We start from the raw sequence: 13,065 nt of genomic DNA on the forward strand, positions 1-13,065 counted from the left end.
CGCCGAGGACATCAGCGCCGTGGTGAATTCCCCCGACGCCAAGGGGCACACCTCGGTCGCCTTGTACGACCGCACCACCAAGACCAGTTGCACGTTCGACGCCGACCGGCAACACGACTCGGCCAGTGTCGTCAAGACCATCGTGCTGGGCGCGCTGCTGCGCCAGGTCCAGGACGAGCACCGTGCATTGCGCGAAGCCGAGCGGACCCTTGCCACGAAAATGATCACGGCGTCGGACAACGACTCCACCACCGCTTTGTGGAAGCAGCTCGGCCTCACCCGTATCAAGGAGTTCCTGCGCCTGGCAGGGATGCGGCACACCGTTCCCGATCCCGACGGCTACTGGGGGCTGACCCAGATCAATGCCGCCGACCAGCTCACGCTGATGGAGCTGTTCACTGCCACGAATTCCGTCCTTGAAGATGACTCTCGGGCCTTCGCGCTGGATCTGATGAACCAGGTGATTCCCGCTCAGCGTTGGGGCGTTCCGGCCGGCGCGCCGAGCGGGGCGCGGGTCCATGTGAAGAACGGCTGGCTACAGCGCACCGGTGGCGGCTGGCGGGTGCACAGCGTTGGCGCATTCACCGGAGGCGACTACGACTACGGCCTTGTCGTCCTGACCTCGGACCATGCCAGCATGTCCGCCGGTGTGGGGGTGATAGAGGGCCTCGCGCGTAGGATCCACGCGGATGTCAACAAGACCCCCGCAAGTGCGGGCCACTCCCTGCGCAGCCGGTCTTTGCCCACCACTTCCGACGGTTCGCGCGTCCCTGAGAGTGGCCGGTAAGTGTGCCATGACTGGTCCTTGGCAGGGAATTTGCTTGGATTTCCGGATCTGGCTTAGGTGGGCTTTAGGGAATTCCGACGCGTAAACGGAGAAGGCCCCGACCGTGCTGGAGGATGTGAAAATGCTGGTCGGGGCCGACATCCTGGCAGTTGTGATCGACGGTGGTTGTCGCCGGACCGTCGCGGGCGGTTTTCTTGGGCGGTTGCCTGAACCGCCGGAGGGCCGGATCAGCTTTTCGGGGCGAGGAGCAGGTCCGCTTCGGGGGAGTCGAGGGTTTCGCGGAGGGACTGCGCTTCCTGTCGGCAGGCGTGGGCTCGGTCGTGGTGGCCGAGGTCGGTGAGGGCCGCTCCGAGGAGGGTCAGTGTGTTGGCACGGAGCCAGGTGTTGTCGGTAGGCCGTAGAACGGCCAGTGACTGTTCTGCCAGGCTCGCGGCCTGTGCGGGATGGCCTGCGGCGAGGCGAACCTCGGCCATCTGGCGCAGGGTGAGAGCCTCCCACACGTGTCGTCGGGCGTTGTGGAAGACCCCAAGGGAGCGGGTGAGGTGGTCCGTTGCCGCGTCGCGTTGGCGGGTGCTCGCGAGGGCCGTGCCCAGGGCTAGACGGGCCGTGGCGGCGGGTACGTCGTCGCCCAGGCGGTCGTAGCGGGTGAGGGCGTCCCGGGCCGCGTCGAGCGCGCCGTTCGTGTCTCCCTGGGCCAGGCGCAGTCGGGAGAGACGCGTCAGTGTGGCTGCCGTACCGGACTCGTCTTCCGTCTTGTTGAAGCCTTCGAGGGCGCTGAGGAGCGAGTGTTCGGCGTCGGGCAGGTGGCCTCGGCCGATGGCGGCCGAGCCGAGGATGTCGAGTGCCCAGGGCTGCAGGGCTGCCTCGCCGGTTTCCTGAGCCAGTGCCGCTGCCTGCTCGGCCTCGTCGTGTGCCTGGTCGAAGCGGCCTTGAACGAGGTGCGCGTCGGCCAGCGCCATACGGGCGAGTGCCGCGTCCCGGGGGCTTCGGGCCGCGTCCCGGACCGCCTCCGCCGCGCTGACGTAGGCGCGTCCGCTGACCCCGGACCCCGCGAGGGCTTCCCTCGTCACCCACAACAGGTCGGCGGCGAAACCCACTTGGCCCTCGGCCGCCGCGCCCCGCGCGCACGCGAGGAGGTTGTCCGCCTCCCCGTACAGCCAGTCCCGGGCTCCGTGGAGGTCCTGGAAGGGGTGGTCGGGTGGCTCCGTGGGCCCGGGCGGTCGACCGAGCAGTGGGTGGTGGGCGGGGTGCTCCATCGAGTACACCGCGGTCGAGGCAGACAGGTAGAAGTCCCGTAGGCGTGATTGGGCTGCCTTGCGTGTCTCGGTGGGCTCGTCGTGTTCGGCGCGGGAGTGCGCGTGGAGGCGGACGAGGTTGTGGAAGCGGTAGCGGCCGGGTGATGTGGACTGCAGTAGTGAGAGGTCGACGAGTGATTCGAGGGCTCTCTCGGTCTCGTCAACGGGGTGGTCGAGCAGTGCGGTTGCGGCGGGGAGCGAGATGTCGGGGCCGTGGGCCAGGCCGAGCAGGCGGAAGGCGCGGGCCGCGCTCGGGGGAAGTTGTTCGTAGCCGCGGTCGAAGGCGGCCCGTAGCGAGAGGTCGCCGGCGAGGAGTTCGTCCAGGCGGCGTTGTTCGACGGTGAGTTTGTGGGCGAGTACGGAGACGGTCCAGGTGCGGCGGGACGCCAGGCGGGAGGCGGCGATCCGGAGGGCCAGCGGATGACCACCGCAGGCCGCGACGACGACCTTGGCGGGGTCGAGTTCGGACCGGACCCGGGCCTCGCCCACGATCCTGGTGAAGAGCGTCAGGGCTTCCCTCGGCGACAGGACGTCGAGGTCGTCGACCAGGCGGGCGCCGGCGAGGCCGATCAGGTGGCTGCGTCCGGTGATGAGGGTCGCGCACCCCTCCGTTCCCGGCAGCAACGGGCGGACCTGGGCGGCGTCTCGGGCGTCGTCGAGGAGGACGAGGACGCGGCGTCCGGTGAGCATGGTGCGGTACCAGGCCGCGCGGGCCTCCAGACCGTCCGGGATCTCGCTGACGGGCATGCCCAGTGCGCGGAGGAACACTCCCAGGATGCCCTCCGGAGCGACCGGCTGCGAGGTCGAGCCCCGGAGGTCGGCGTAGAGCTGGCCGTCCGGGAAGTGTTCCCGTACGGCGTGTGCGACGTGGACGGCCAGGGCCGTCTTGCCGATCCCGGCGAGGCCGGCTACCGACCAGACCGCCATCAGGGATCCGCCGTCGAGCTGCGCGGCCTGTAGTTCTTCGGTGAGTTGGTGCACCACGGCCGAGCGGCCGGTGAAGTCGGGTACGGGGGCGGGGAGTTGGCTTGGACGCGGGAGTCCGGCGCGCTCGGTGGTCGGCTCCTGTGGGGCCTGCCTCGACAACTCGGGGTCGGCCCGTAGCATGCGCATGTGCAGTTCGGACAGTTGGGCGCGGGGGTCCACGCCCAACTCGTCAGAGAGCAACCTTCGGACGTCCGCATAGACGGCCAGAGCCTCCGCCTGGCGGCCGCTGCGGTACAGGGCGAGCATCAGCAGTTCGCGCAGGCGCTCGCGCAGGGGGTGCGCGGCGGTCAGCGCGGTGAGTTCGGTGACTGCCTCGGAGTGACGACCGGCCTCCAGGTCCAACTCCAGTCGCTCTTCGGTGAGGTGGAGTCGCCACTCGTACAGTTGCGTCCGCTGGATCTCCGCGAACGGGCCGGGAACCCCCGCCAGCGGCTCGCCCTCCCACAGGTCCAGTGCCGCCGAGATCAGTCGGTGTGCCGACGCCCGGTCGCCGCTGCTCGCCGCCCGCTCCGCCTCCTCCGCCAACCGCTCGGCCTCGCGGAGATCCAACGACGCGTCCGGCACCCGGATGCCGTAGCCGCCCGACTCGCTGACGACCACCTCCGGTCCCAGCGCCTTGCGCAGCCGCGAGGCGTAGGTACGGATGCCGGGCATGGCGCTGTGCGGCGGCTCGTCGCCCCACAGGCAGTCGACCAGCTCCGGAATGGTGGCGATGCCGCCCCGGCGGAGCAACAGTGCGGCCAGCAGCGCGCGTTGCTGTGGGCTGCCGACGGGCAGGGGCTCGTTGCCGCGCCAGGCCCGTACCGGGCCGAGCACGGCGAAGCGGAGTTGCGTCTCCGGCATCGCCGTCACCCCCTCCCGGCAACCGTACATCGCCATCGAGGGTACGTATATGGATCGTATATCTGGTGGTGAGAGGCTTGTCGCTCACACAGTCTCTTCGGCTTGCCCAGCCCGGAGTTGACGAGGGCAGTGGATCCCGGGGCGGCATCCCCGGGCCCTGCTCCTCCTGTGCGTTCTCTCAACTCTGGCCCACCGAGGGCCACTTGGACTACTGTCCCCTCCAACGTCACGTCGCCGCAAGCGATTCGGGCTCACCATGCCACGAGCCGTGTACGGACGCTCCGCCGCGCGTGTCGCTGATCCGGGCTGGGCACGTCCGCACAAGAGAAGAGAGCTGTCATGCACGCATTGGGTCCACCGTGGGTCCTGGCCGGGGTGGTTGTCGCCCTGGCCTATTTCGTTCTCGTGGGCTATCTGGCCAAGACGCTGCGGTCCACCCGCCGACTCCCCGTGGTCATCACGGCCATCACGGGCCTGGTCGGCGCGCTCCCCGCGATTCTGTACGCGCTGTACTACGCGCTCACCGCGGCGAGTTGACGCGTCGCTGAGCGCCGGTAGGCGCGGGGATACGGCCGTGGGCGCGCACTTCCGCCGCCTCCGTCATGCCGGGCGGGCTGGCGGTTGGGGTGTGCGCCCCCGAGCCGGAGGAAATCCGTTTCGGTGGTGCCGTGCCGCCTACTACCGTGTCGCCGTGCTGACTCAGGTGATCGTGCTCAACGGTGGTTCCAGCTCGGGGAAGTCCGGGATCGTGCGGTGCCTGCAGGCGGTGTTGCCGGAACCGTGGCTGGCGCTCGGGACGGACGCGCTGGTGGCCGCGATGCCCGCGTCGATGCGGGCGGCGAGCGGTGGCATCGCGTTCGCGCCGGACGGTGAGGTGGTCGTCGGGTCGGAGTTCCGGGCGGTGGAGGCGGCCTGGGCCGAGGGGGTCGCCGCGATGGCCCGGGCGGGCGCCCGGATCATTCTCGACGAGGTGTTTCTCGCGGGAGCGGATTCCCAACGACGGTGGCAGAAGGTGCTGGGGGAGCTGCGGGTGCTGTGGGTGGGCGTCAGGTGTGACGGTGCGGTTGCCGCCGGCCGCGAGGTGGCGCGGGGTGACCGGATCGTCGGGATGGCCGCGTCCCAGGCCGAGGCGGTGCACCGGGGCATGGTCTACGACCTGGAGGTGGACACCGCGCGCGCCGAGTCCATGGAGTGCGCGCGGATCATCGCCGCGCAGGTGACGTGAGGGTGAGGGGCGTGGGGTGGGGGCGCTCGACTTCCTTCGCGGGTGCGCAACACCCCAGGGGCGCAGGGGAGTTGAGCGGGAGCTGAGCGAGAAGTAATAAAAGAGTAAAACTCCTGGTAGGGTCGGAAATTCACCGAATGAGGTGACCTGAACTGACTTGAACTGCCTGGCTGAAGGAATCCGCATGACCACGCCCGTCTCTCCCGACGGTCCCGCGTCCGGGGAACCGTCGTCGCCGGACCGCGACCCGTGGGCCCCGCCGAGCGCGGAGGGTGTCACCCACGAGCCGCCGCGGGCGCCCTATGTGCGGGCGGTCGGGGTGGCGCAGCCCAGCAACGGCATGGGCGTCGCGGCCCTGGTGCTCGGCCTGGTCGGTTGCGCCCTCGGGGTGTTCATCGTCCTGTTCTGGATGTCCTGGGTGCCGGCGGTGTTGGCCGTGATCTTCGGCGGCGTCGGGCTGAGCCAGGCGCGCTCCGGCCGGGCGACCAACAAGGGTATGGCGATCGCCGGCCTCGTCCTCGGCATCTTCGGTCTCCTCGCGGCGGTGGCGAGCGCGGTGCTCACCGCCGTGCTGGTTGATGACGCCCCTACGCGCATCAAGGAGGTCAAGACCGAGCAGCGGGCCGAGAAGAAGGCGGCCGAGGAGTCGGCGGCCGCCGAGGAGAAGGCCCGGCACCTGTCCTTCGGCGAGCCGTACACCTTCGAGAACGGGCTGAAGGTCACGGTCGCCAAGCCCGAGCCGTTCGAGCCGGACGCGTTCGCCAACGGGCACGCCAAGGGGAACAAGGCCGTCCAGGTCACCGTCACCGTGGTCAACACCAGCAGCAAGCGGATCTCCGTCGAGACCGGGCTGCCCGACGTCAACGACGCGAAGGGTGCGTCGGCGGAGCTGGTGATCGACGGGAGCGGGCGACAGAAGGTCATCACCGGGTACGTCCTCCCCGGCAAGGACGTGGTGGGCAAGTACGCCTTCTCGCTGCCGGCCGACGCGGCCGACCGGATGGAGGTCGAGTTCACCCCGGACGCGTTGGAGTGGGACGACGCGTACTGGAGCGGTCCCACCTCCTGACCGATCACCCCACGCACACGTCACTCCGACCGATGCCAACTCCCCCCTCAAGGGGGTGGCATGACGTCAGACGGGAGCGCGCCCGCCCCGGCCAGGTTGCCGGGGCGGGCGCGCTCTTCTGCGTCCTTCCGCGGGTGCGGTCTACAACTCGGCGCGCACCGTGCGGGCCGCGGTGACGAGGTGTTCGAGGGAGGAGCGGACCTCGGGCCAGTCGCGGGTCTTCAGCCCGCAGTCGGGGTTGACCCAGAGGCGTTCGGCGGGGATGGCCCGCAGGCCGATGCGGAGCAGGTCCGCCGCCTCCTCCGTGCTCGGCACCCGGGGCGAGTGGATGTCGTACACGCCGGGGCCGGCCTCGCGCGGGTAGCCGTGGGCGGTGAGTTCGCGGGCGACCTGCATGTGGGAGCGGGTCGCCTCCAGGCTGATGACGTCGGCGTCGAGGTCGTCGATGGCCTGCACGATGTCGCCGAACTCGGCGTAGCACATATGGGTGTGGATCTGGGTGTCCGGGCGCACCCCGGCGGTGGTGAGGCGGAACGCCTCGGTGGCCCAGTCCAGGTAGGCGGGGCGGTCGGCGGTGCGCAGCGGCAGGGTCTCGCGCAGCGCGGGCTCGTCGACCTGGATGACGGACGTGCCGGCCGCCTCCAGGTCGCGCACCTCGTCGCGCAGGGCGAGGGCGACCTGCCGCGCGGTCTCGCCGAGCGGCTGGTCGTCGCGGACGAAGGACCAGGCGAGCATGGTGACCGGGCCGGTGAGCATGCCCTTGACCGGGCGCTCGGTGAGCGACTGGGCGTAGGTCGTCCAACGGACCGTCATGGGCTCGGGACGGGAGATGTCGCCGGCCAGGATCGGCGGGCGGACGTAGCGGGTGCCGTAGGACTGGACCCAGCCGTGCCGGGTGGCGAGGTAGCCGGTGAGCTGCTCGGCGAAGTACTGGACCATGTCGTTGCGTTCGGGCTCGCCGTGGACCAGCACGTCCAGTCCGGTCTTCTCCTGGAAGGAGATGACCTCGCGGATCTCGTCCCTGATGCGCTCCTCGTAGCCAGCGGTGTCGATGCGGCCGGCGCGCAGGTCGGCGCGAGCGGCCCGCAGTTCGCCGGTCTGCGGGAAGGAGCCGATGGTGGTGGTCGGCAGCAGCGGCAGGCCGAGATGGGCGCGCTGGGCGGCGGTCCGCTCCGCGTACGGCTGGGAGCGGCGCGCGTCGGCCTCGGTGACCGCCGCGGTGCGGCCCCGCACCCCCTGGTCGTGGGTGATCGGGGAGCTGGCCCGGGACGCCAGGTCGGCGCGGTTGGCGGCCAGTTCGCTGGCGATGGCGTCGGTGCCGCGGGTCAGGCCCTTGGCGAGAGTGACGAGCTCGGCGGTCTTCTGGCGGGCGAAGGCGAGCCAGCGCCGGATCTGCGGCTCGATGTCCCGCTCTAGCGACGCGTCGAGCGGGACGTGCAACAGGGAGCAGGAGGCGGCCACGTCGACCCGGTCGGCCAGCCCCAGCAGGGTGCCGAGCACGGACAGCGACCGCTCCAGGTCGTTGACCCAGATGTTGCGGCCGTTGACGACGCCGGCGACCAGGCGCTTGCCGGGCAGGCCGCCGACGGCGGCGAGGGCGTCGAGGTTGCCGGCGGCCGCCTCCGTGAAGTCCAGCGCGAGTCCGTCGACCGGGGCCTTGGCCAGCACCGGGAGGGCGTCGCCGAGCCGGTCGAAGTACGAGGCGACCAGCAGCTTGGGTCGGTCGGCGAGGGCGCCCAGGGAGCGGTAGGCGCGCTCCGCGGCGTTCAGTTGGGCCGGGGTGCGGTCCTGGACGAGGGCGGGCTCGTCGAGCTGCACCCACTCCGCGCCGGCCGCGCGCAGGTCCGCGAGGACCTCGGCGTACACCGGCAGCAGCCGGTCGAGGAGGGTGAGCGGGTCGAAGCCGTCGGCCACGCCGGGGGCCGGCTTGGCGAGCAGGAGGTAGCTGACCGGGCCGACCAGGACCGGCCGGGCGGTCAGGCCCAGGGCGAGGGCCTCCTTGAATTCCGTGACCTGCTTGGTGGAGTCGGCCGAGAAGACGGTGTCCGGGCCCAACTCGGGGACCAGGTAGTGGTAGTTGGTGTCGAACCACTTGGTCATCTCCAGGGGCGCGGCGTCCTGGGTGCCGCGGGCCATGGCGAAGTAGCCGTCCAGGGGGTCGGCGGCGACGGCCGCGCGGTGGCGCTCGGGGACCGCGCCGACCATGACGCTGGCGTCCAGGACGTGGTCGTAGTACGAGAAGTCGCCCGTCGGGACCTCGTCGATGCCGGCCTCGGCCAGCTCCTGCCAGGTGGTGCGGCGCAGTTCGGCGGCGGTGGCGCGCAGTGCGTCCGCGGTGACCCGGCCCTTCCAGTAGCCCTCGATGGCCTTCTTCAGTTCCCGGTGCCGGCCCTGACGCGGGTAGCCGTACACGGTGGCCCGTGCTGCCGCGGCTGCGGACTTGGTGGTCACGGAGATCTCCTTCGCGAGATGAATCCCTGAGATCCCGGGAACGGGACGAGAGCGCGAAGGGTGACGGAACGCACCGGATGCGGCGGCCCGTATGGCGCGGCGCATGGCATGGCGCGCGACACGGGCACCGTCTGGTGCCTGCTCCCCGGGCGGTGTCCGGGGTGCTCCCGACCCGCCCTCGAAGGTCACCGGGAAACCGTGCACGGATCGTCCGCACGCGGGCAGTTGGCAGGTCTTCGGACTCGCGGGCGCGCCTCGTGTCTCACCAGGCACCTAGTGGCCGTCGCTTCCCAGACCCGGGTGGGTCCAGTGCGTATGACGGCGGTCGTTCCCGCTCACCGCTGCGGGGCAGTCCCGGATTCTCACCGGGTTCCCTCTTGCGACGCCTCCCGCCTGGCGGACGGGGCGAACCAGCTGCACCGGTCACCTTACGGTGCGGAGCCGTGACGCGCTGGATGTCGTCCAGCATTCGGATGGTGAGATGGGACAAGTGCCCGTCGGGATTGAACGGGGCGCGGAGGGGTAACGACCCGCGGTCGCGCTTCGCCGCCCTGTGGCGCCGCCGCCGTGATCGCGCTGGTACCGTCTCCGCCGTGGCTGAGGGCGCGTCAACGACGCGCCACATACGGGGAGGACGACGCACCATGATGGGTCATTCGCATGCGGTGAGCGGCGCGCTGCTCTTCGCGGGTACCACGCCGTTCCTGCCACCGCTGCTGATGCACACCCACCTGATGCCCCAGGAGATCCTGATGGGCACCGTGCTGTGCGCCGGCGCCGCGCTCCTGCCCGACCTGGACCACCACGACGGCACCATCGCCAACTTCCTCGGCCCGGTTTCCAAGATCCTGTGCCGGTTCGTGGCCTGGATCTCCGGCGGGCACCGCCACGCCACCCACTCGCTGTTCTTCGTGGCACTGATGACCTTCGGCAGCTGGGCCGGCGTGACGTACCTGGGCCGGCCCTTCACCCTGGGCATGACCTTCTTCCTGCTGGCCCTCGCGGTGCGCGCGCTCAACCTCTGCCCGCCCGGCCACGGCTTCTCCGCCTGGGCGACGATCGTCGCCATGGCCGGGATAGGGACCGGGGTCATCGCCAAGTTCATCCCGTCGGCGCCCGGTTGGCTGCCGTACGCCATCGGGCTCGGCTGTCTGGCCCACCTGCTCGGCGACTCCATCACGAAGATGGGCGCGCCGTGGCTGTGGCCGCTGAAGACGCGCTACGAGATCGTCCTCATCAAGCACAGCGGCAACAAGGTGGAGACGGAGATACTGACCCCGATCATGGGTGTCGCCACCGTCGTCCTGCTCTGGTTCACGGCGCTGTCCCCGCACTCCATCAGCTAGCCGCCGCCCCTGTCGGGCCGCAACGTCCCCGGTCTCAGAGGCGCTTGGCGTTGCGCAGGAGCTGGGCGTAGAAGCCGTTGCCATCGAGCCGGGACACGCCGCCCTTGTCGCCGATGGTCGGGCCGTTGACCTCCTTGCGGCTGGAGAGGAAGACCTTGTGGCCCTCGGTGTCGGGGCCCAGGTACAGGCCGACGTGGTCCAGGCGGTTGCCGGTGTGGTGGTCCATCTTGAAGAAGACCAGGTCTCCCGGCTGGAGCACGTCGATGTTCTGCGGGCGCTCGTACCAGGGGGCCGGACCGGACAACGGGATGATCTCGGCGCCCAGTTGGGAGCGGCCCATCCCGTTGGCGGTGCGGGGCAGGCCGTCGCCCCTGCCGTCGGCGGGGGCCAGCGGGTAGCGGGCCCGGTAGCCGAAGACCAGCCGCATGTAGCCGGAGCAGTCGACGGCGCGGTAGCGGGCCGTCTCCGGGCTCCTGGCGGTGCCGTCGCGGAAGGTGTACGGGATGCCCAAGTAGTCGAAGAAGTCGGACTGTTCGAGCAGCGGCGTGCCGCGGTGCTTGGCCAGGTCGGGGTTGACCGGGCCGAACTTGGCGTCGCCGGCGTACACGACGCCCCGCTCGTCCTTCTTGGCGGGCGCTCCGGTGATGTACTGGAAGGCGACGGCGAAGAGGTCGTCCTCCCGGCTGTCGTGGTACCGCCGGAACCACTCCTGGAACCAGCGTTCCTTCTCCGCGCCGGCGCGCCACGCCTCGGGCATCAGACGCACCCAGTCCTCCGTGACCACCTTGGTCGCGGTGTTCTCGGACTCACTGAAGGTGCGCGAGGGGCCTTTGAGGGTGGCGGTGCGGGACCGGTCGGTGAAGGTGGCCAGGACCTGGCCGCCCGCGCCGCGCAGCACGGTGCGGTCGGGGTTCTTCAGGCGTTCCCAGGTCTGCCCGCGCTGCTCGCCGGAGGCGGAGCCGTTGAGCGGGGTGTCGGTGACGGCCTGGGCCCGGGGCGCCTTGTCCTGTTCGTCCTTGCGCAGCTCCACGGTGAGGTAGGCGCTGCCGGCCAGGAGGGTCAGGACGGTCGCGGTGTGCAGCAGGGGGCGCTTCTTGGGGGGCATGCGGTGGGCTCCGGGGGAGGGGTCAAGCGGACGGCATGACGCCGAGGAGGATTCCGGCGGTGAGGACGACATAGGCCATGAGCGTCACCGAGCCGGTGGCCAGGAGGGTGGGGCCCTTGGGCTGGCGCACCAACTGGTAGGCGATCAGGCCCGGCACGATGAAGCCGAGGGTCTGGTTCGCGTACATCAGCGGGAACTCCATGGACAGCACGATCATCACGGTCGCCTGGAGGGTGACGCCGAGCAGCACGACCGCGGCGAACAGCCGCTTGCCGTAGAGGATCACGTACCGCTGCATCAGGAGCGTGCCGAGGTAGGTGAGGACGGTGACGCCGAGCACCATCGCGGCGCGCTGGAGGTCCTCGACGAGGGTGAGGGCCAGCCAGCCCGGGGTGATCATGCCGCCGGGGGAGAGGTTGGTCGTCAGGTAGCAGACCAGGGAGAAGAGCAGCCCGATCGCGATGCCGATCGCGGCGATCTCGGGGGTGAGGACGGAGGGGATCAACGGTGCTGCTCTCCTGGGGTGTGCCACTGCGGGGCGTCGTCGGTGGGGCGCGCGGGCGGGACCGGGGGCTCGAACGGGCCCCGGACCCGGGCCGGTTCGAGCCCTTCGGGTCCGCCCGGGGCCGGGTGCGAGGGCCGGTGCGGCGCGGCGGCGTACCGCTCCTCGCGCGCCTGGGGGTAGTGCTGGTAGGGGTCGAGGTGCGGGGCGTACCGCGGTCCCGGCTCGTCGGGTGCGGTGGCGCCCCCGTCGGCGCGGTCGGCGGCCTCCTCGTCCGGGGCGAGCTCCGCGAGGTGCTCCAGCAGCACCTCGCCCTGGCCGTGGATGTTGCCGATGGCGACGAGCGAGGAGTCGGGGCCGAGCCGGTCCAGCAACTGGCCCATGAACTCCTCCGGATCGCGCCGGTCCCCGCCGAGATCCACCGCCCGGTCCCGGAAGGCGGCCGGGATCGCGTCGATGGCGGACTTGGCCGGGTGGCCGATGACGAAGACCTGCTCCGGGTCGAGGGCGGGGATCAACTCGCCCATCTGGCCGTTGCGTTCGACCCGGTCCGGGCGGCAGTTGATGACCACGTTGAGCGGGCGGTGGACGGCGCCGAGGTCGAGCAGCTGGTTGATGTTCATCAGCGTCGACTCGGGGTCGTTGGCCGCGAAGACGTTGGCGAAGCGGAGTCTCTTGCCCTCGGGGGTGCGGTACCGCTCCACGGAGAGGACGCCGGGGTCCGGCGGCGCGTCGTACATGCCCTGGAGCGCGGTGCGCCGCTCCACGCCGAGGAGTTCGGCGACGGCGAGCGCGATGGCGACGTTCTCCTTGAAGGTGAACCAGCTGAAGCCGCGCAGTTCCTCGTCGGTGACGGTGTCCGGATCGGCGTAGACCAGTTGGCAGTTCCGCGCGTCGGCCTCCTCCTGGAGGATGGCGAAACGGTCCTTCTCCGCCGTCACACAGATCCCGTTCTCCGGCATGGAACGGCACAGCGAACGCGCCACGTCGTCCAGGGTCGGCCCCATCTCGGCGAGGTGGTCCTCCCGGACGTTGCAGAGCACGCCGATCGTGGAGCGGATCAGCTTGGACTGGTTGATCTCCTGGAGCGCGGGCATCACCGCCATGCACTCGATGACCAGGGCGTCCGGCCGGTAGGCGGCGGCGCGCCGCACGATGCCGATCTGCTCGACGACGTTGGCGATGCCGAACTTGCGGTAGACGGGCTCCTCGGTGGCGTCCGGGTGGATGAAGCGGGCGGCGGTGCCGGTGGTCTTGGCGACGGTGGTCAGCTCCCCGCCGCGCAGGGCGCCCGCGCACAGGCGGGTGATGGAGCTCTTGCCGCGGATGCCGTTGACCAGCACGCGGGACGGGATGCGGTCGAGGTTGGCGAAGTGCCGGCGCTGCTCGATCACTCCGGCGATCAGCAGCACGGCACCGCACACCACGAGCACGGTGTAGAGGAAACGCACGGTG

10 protein-coding genes and 1 riboswitch are annotated in these 13,065 nt (G+C 70.7%); of the genes, 5 read left to right on the forward strand and 5 right to left on the reverse strand.

Annotated features, from left to right (window positions below; genetic code table 11):
* The first annotated feature begins 19 nt into the window (after window positions 1–19).
* Window positions 20–787 carry a serine hydrolase gene (locus tag ACIQU6_RS37355; protein WP_403486187.1) on the forward strand — a complete coding sequence of 256 codons (768 nt, stop codon included), beginning with the start codon at window positions 20–22 and terminating at the stop codon, window positions 785–787.
* A gap of 227 nt (window positions 788–1,014) precedes the next feature.
* Here the strand turns inward: ACIQU6_RS37355 and ACIQU6_RS37360 are convergent, their stop codons facing one another.
* Window positions 1,015–3,948 carry an AfsR/SARP family transcriptional regulator gene (locus ACIQU6_RS37360; protein ID WP_403486188.1) on the reverse strand — a complete coding sequence of 978 codons (2,934 nt, stop codon included), beginning with the start codon at window positions 3,946–3,948 and terminating at the stop codon, window positions 1,015–1,017.
* A 303-nt stretch (window positions 3,949–4,251) separates the two neighbouring features.
* Between ACIQU6_RS37360 and ACIQU6_RS37365 the strand changes: the two genes are divergently transcribed.
* The 3 genes from ACIQU6_RS37365 (at window position 4,252) to ACIQU6_RS37375 (ending at window position 6,206) form a co-directional block, all read left to right on the forward strand.
* On the forward strand, window positions 4,252–4,449 hold the full coding sequence (locus ACIQU6_RS37365; protein WP_403486189.1) for a hypothetical protein: 198 nt from the start codon (window positions 4,252–4,254) through the stop codon (window positions 4,447–4,449).
* Between the two features lie 154 nt (window positions 4,450–4,603).
* Window positions 4,604–5,137, forward strand: a complete 534-nt coding sequence (cpt, locus tag ACIQU6_RS37370; protein WP_403486190.1) for a chloramphenicol phosphotransferase CPT — start codon at window positions 4,604–4,606, stop codon at window positions 5,135–5,137.
* A gap of 184 nt (window positions 5,138–5,321) precedes the next feature.
* Window positions 5,322–6,206, forward strand: coding sequence for a DUF4190 domain-containing protein (locus ACIQU6_RS37375; protein ID WP_403486191.1), 885 nt, complete (start codon window positions 5,322–5,324; stop codon window positions 6,204–6,206).
* Window positions 6,207–6,347: 141 nt separating this feature from the next.
* Here the strand turns inward: ACIQU6_RS37375 and metE are convergent, their stop codons facing one another.
* Complete coding sequence (gene metE, locus ACIQU6_RS37380) at window positions 6,348–8,657, reverse strand: 5-methyltetrahydropteroyltriglutamate--homocysteine S-methyltransferase (protein WP_403486192.1); 2,310 nt, start codon at window positions 8,655–8,657, stop codon at window positions 6,348–6,350.
* 209 nt (window positions 8,658–8,866) lie between these two features.
* A riboswitch (cobalamin riboswitch) is annotated at window positions 8,867–9,087 on the reverse strand.
* Between the two features lie 214 nt (window positions 9,088–9,301).
* On the opposite strand from metE, the gene ACIQU6_RS37385 reads away from it, so the two are divergent.
* On the forward strand, window positions 9,302–10,003 hold the full coding sequence (locus ACIQU6_RS37385) for a metal-dependent hydrolase (protein ID WP_403486193.1): 702 nt from the start codon (window positions 9,302–9,304) through the stop codon (window positions 10,001–10,003).
* A gap of 34 nt (window positions 10,004–10,037) precedes the next feature.
* On the opposite strand, the gene ACIQU6_RS37390 is transcribed toward ACIQU6_RS37385, so the two are convergent.
* The 3 genes from ACIQU6_RS37390 to pgsB are packed head-to-tail and all read right to left on the reverse strand — an operon-like array spanning window position 10,038 to window position 13,061.
* Complete coding sequence (locus ACIQU6_RS37390; protein ID WP_403486194.1) at window positions 10,038–11,108, reverse strand: NlpC/P60 family protein; 1,071 nt, start codon at window positions 11,106–11,108, stop codon at window positions 10,038–10,040.
* A gap of 22 nt (window positions 11,109–11,130) precedes the next feature.
* Window positions 11,131–11,613, reverse strand: coding sequence for a poly-gamma-glutamate biosynthesis protein PgsC/CapC (locus ACIQU6_RS37395; protein WP_383418519.1), 483 nt, complete (start codon window positions 11,611–11,613; stop codon window positions 11,131–11,133).
* A complete protein-coding gene (gene pgsB / locus ACIQU6_RS37400; RefSeq protein ID WP_403486195.1) occupies window positions 11,610–13,061 on the reverse strand; it encodes a poly-gamma-glutamate synthase PgsB in 1,452 nt (483 codons plus the stop codon). The genes ACIQU6_RS37395 and pgsB overlap by 4 nt, the downstream gene beginning before the upstream one ends.
* Window positions 13,062–13,065: the final 4 nt, after the last annotated feature.

Source organism: Streptomyces sp. NPDC090442, from assembly GCF_044769405.1.
In the GTDB taxonomy this organism is placed as follows: domain Bacteria; phylum Actinomycetota; class Actinomycetes; order Streptomycetales; family Streptomycetaceae; genus Streptomyces.

Coding starts and splice junctions, on each gene's coding strand:
- ACIQU6_RS37360 (WP_403486188.1), bottom strand. CDS start 3,948: ATGGCGATGTACGGTTGCCGGGAGGGGGTGACGGCGATGCCGGAGACG.
- ACIQU6_RS37365 (WP_403486189.1), top strand. CDS start 4,252: ATGCACGCATTGGGTCCACCGTGGGTCCTGGCCGGGGTGGTTGTCGCC.
- ACIQU6_RS37375 (WP_403486191.1), top strand. CDS start 5,322: ATGACCACGCCCGTCTCTCCCGACGGTCCCGCGTCCGGGGAACCGTCG.
- ACIQU6_RS37385 (WP_403486193.1), top strand. CDS start 9,302: ATGATGGGTCATTCGCATGCGGTGAGCGGCGCGCTGCTCTTCGCGGGT.
- ACIQU6_RS37390 (WP_403486194.1), bottom strand. CDS start 11,108: ATGCCCCCCAAGAAGCGCCCCCTGCTGCACACCGCGACCGTCCTGACC.